Here is a 1,925-nt window from a genome sequence, read left to right as displayed (position 1 = left end):
CTACTCAAGAAGTCATCCCAAATGAGTAAGTCAGCATCTAAACAAGCGCCCATAATCTCGTGAAAAGACTCTTCATTTTTGAAATTCTTTGTAGCTAGCAATCTACTAAACAAGTCCTTTTCAGTAATAAAAATCACCGCATAACCTTGCTTGATCAATTCATTTCCTCCTGCAGCTGTTAAATGGCTTTTTCCGTTCCCAGTTTCTCCAAAGATAAATACACCTTCTTTGTTTCGATCACCAAAGTTTTTCACCGCCTGGACGATTTCGTTGTATGAATCCTCCGCGCCAGGTCGTTTTTTATAATTTTGGAAAGTCATCGCCTTTATATCTTCCATCGAGCTGCTCAATCGCAATAGCTTATTAATGCGAATACGCCTTTCTTTCGTCTTTTGCTCTCTGTCAAAATCCTCCATCGCTTTTATCTTGCAAGAGCAAGCGCAATGCACCCAGCGCAGTTCATCTTTAAAAGGATGCTGCACTTGTGTCATTGGTCTTTCCTTTTTGCAATCCTCACAGATAAGTGGCTCCGGCTTATTTGTAGAGTTTGACATTCCCGAACGCTCCAGAAGGGTTCTCATTTCCTTCGCTACCTTTTCCATCATCTTCACCACCATAGTTAGGGATTTGTATTACATTGTTTTTATAAGGCTTATTCCGGTCATCCTTCATTTCCAGTTGTAATCTATCGAACTGTTTTCTTAACTTGTCAGCTGAAAGAATATTCTTGTACCAAAAATGATGTTGCTGACTCCAAAGGATTAAATCTTGTATCTCTTTTCCTGGTTTTTTATCTATCTCCATGATTTTTCTGAAAGTGTCAGCCCATGATTCTAAATTCGGTTTTTTAGCATTCGGGTTGTTCTCTTTGATTTTCTTGAATAACAACTCTGCTAATTGAAGATGGTGTGTTTCAAATTTTAATTTGGAACGTATATCTTTATTCTTGTTAATTCTTGCATTCTTAGCATTCTTGTTATTGTTTACCGTTCGTTTACCGTTAGTGTTCAGTTCTGAATTTAAGGTGTTTACACTTTCTTTTTCATTACTGTCCGAGCCTTGATATTTAGAGTAATTAAGGATGGTGAATAGTGTTCCCTGTTCCGTTTCCTTAACGTTTACCCTTTCGGCATTAACGAGTTTGTCAATTGCCTTCTTAATAGTTCGCAGAGAATACTCTCTTGTTCCTCTCCCTTCCTTATAAGCAAGGTCCGCTGCTAATTTCCGGTATGATCGCAAATACTGCCCTCTTTTCAATTCAACCCCGGCGATTTTCACACCATCTTGATGCGATGCTTTTCCCATTAAATACATGAACAACCGAAACGTTGTTACATCATTCCATATATCAGAATCGAATATTTCACGATGAACTTTGAACCAAGTACTCATATTCACCATCCTTTCAATTACTTATTTTTTCTATGCTCGCGTCTGTGGCATTCAACGCATAAGGTAATTCCGTTCGATAGTTCGTATCTGAGATCTTTATATATCGCGAACCGTTTTATGTGATGTGCATTTAATTCGCCTCCGATTTTCCCGCAACGTTGGCAAGTATAATGATCTCTTTCAAATACCGATTTTCTCCACTCTTTGTATTTAGGGGTATTTCTTTCTTGTTTGTCGCTTCTTTCCCATGGGGGAGTTTTACTGCCGATCCATATTTGAATTTCCCCGTCAGGATTGACCCCTGCATGTGCATTCATAACCCCGATACCGCTCAAGGAAATGAATTCTTCTTCTGGGATTTTCCCTTCGATAAACCCACAGGATAAGCACAAATGGAAGTCTATTTCCGTTTCTTGGTATCTAGCGTACATATCCGATATTTCATAACCACATTTATCGCATGAATAAAAATGATGGTAGAAAGGAACACCCGCGTTATCGTGTATATCTGTTCTTAAATAAGACAATTCGTT

3 protein-coding genes are annotated in these 1,925 nt (G+C 38.5%); all 3 read right to left on the bottom strand.

Annotated elements, in window-relative coordinates; translation table 11 throughout:
- Window positions 1-554: ATP-binding protein (locus KI343_RS19610; RefSeq protein WP_212928090.1), on the bottom strand; the 554-nt coding region annotated here is incomplete at its 3' end.
- Window positions 535-1,305, bottom strand: coding sequence for a Replication protein O (locus tag KI343_RS19605; RefSeq protein ID WP_212928089.1), 771 nt, complete (start codon window positions 1,303-1,305; stop codon window positions 535-537). The genes KI343_RS19610 and KI343_RS19605, both read right to left, overlap by 20 nt.
- Window positions 1,306-1,409: 104 nt before the next feature.
- Window positions 1,410-1,925 (bottom strand): HNH endonuclease (locus KI343_RS19600; RefSeq protein ID WP_212928088.1); only part of this gene is annotated, 516 nt, incomplete at its 5' end.

Source organism: Oceanobacillus sp. J11TS1 (genome assembly GCF_018333215.1).
GTDB lineage: Bacteria > Bacillota > Bacilli > Bacillales > Amphibacillaceae > Oceanobacillus.
This window is presented reverse-complemented; position numbering and strand designations above follow the sequence as displayed.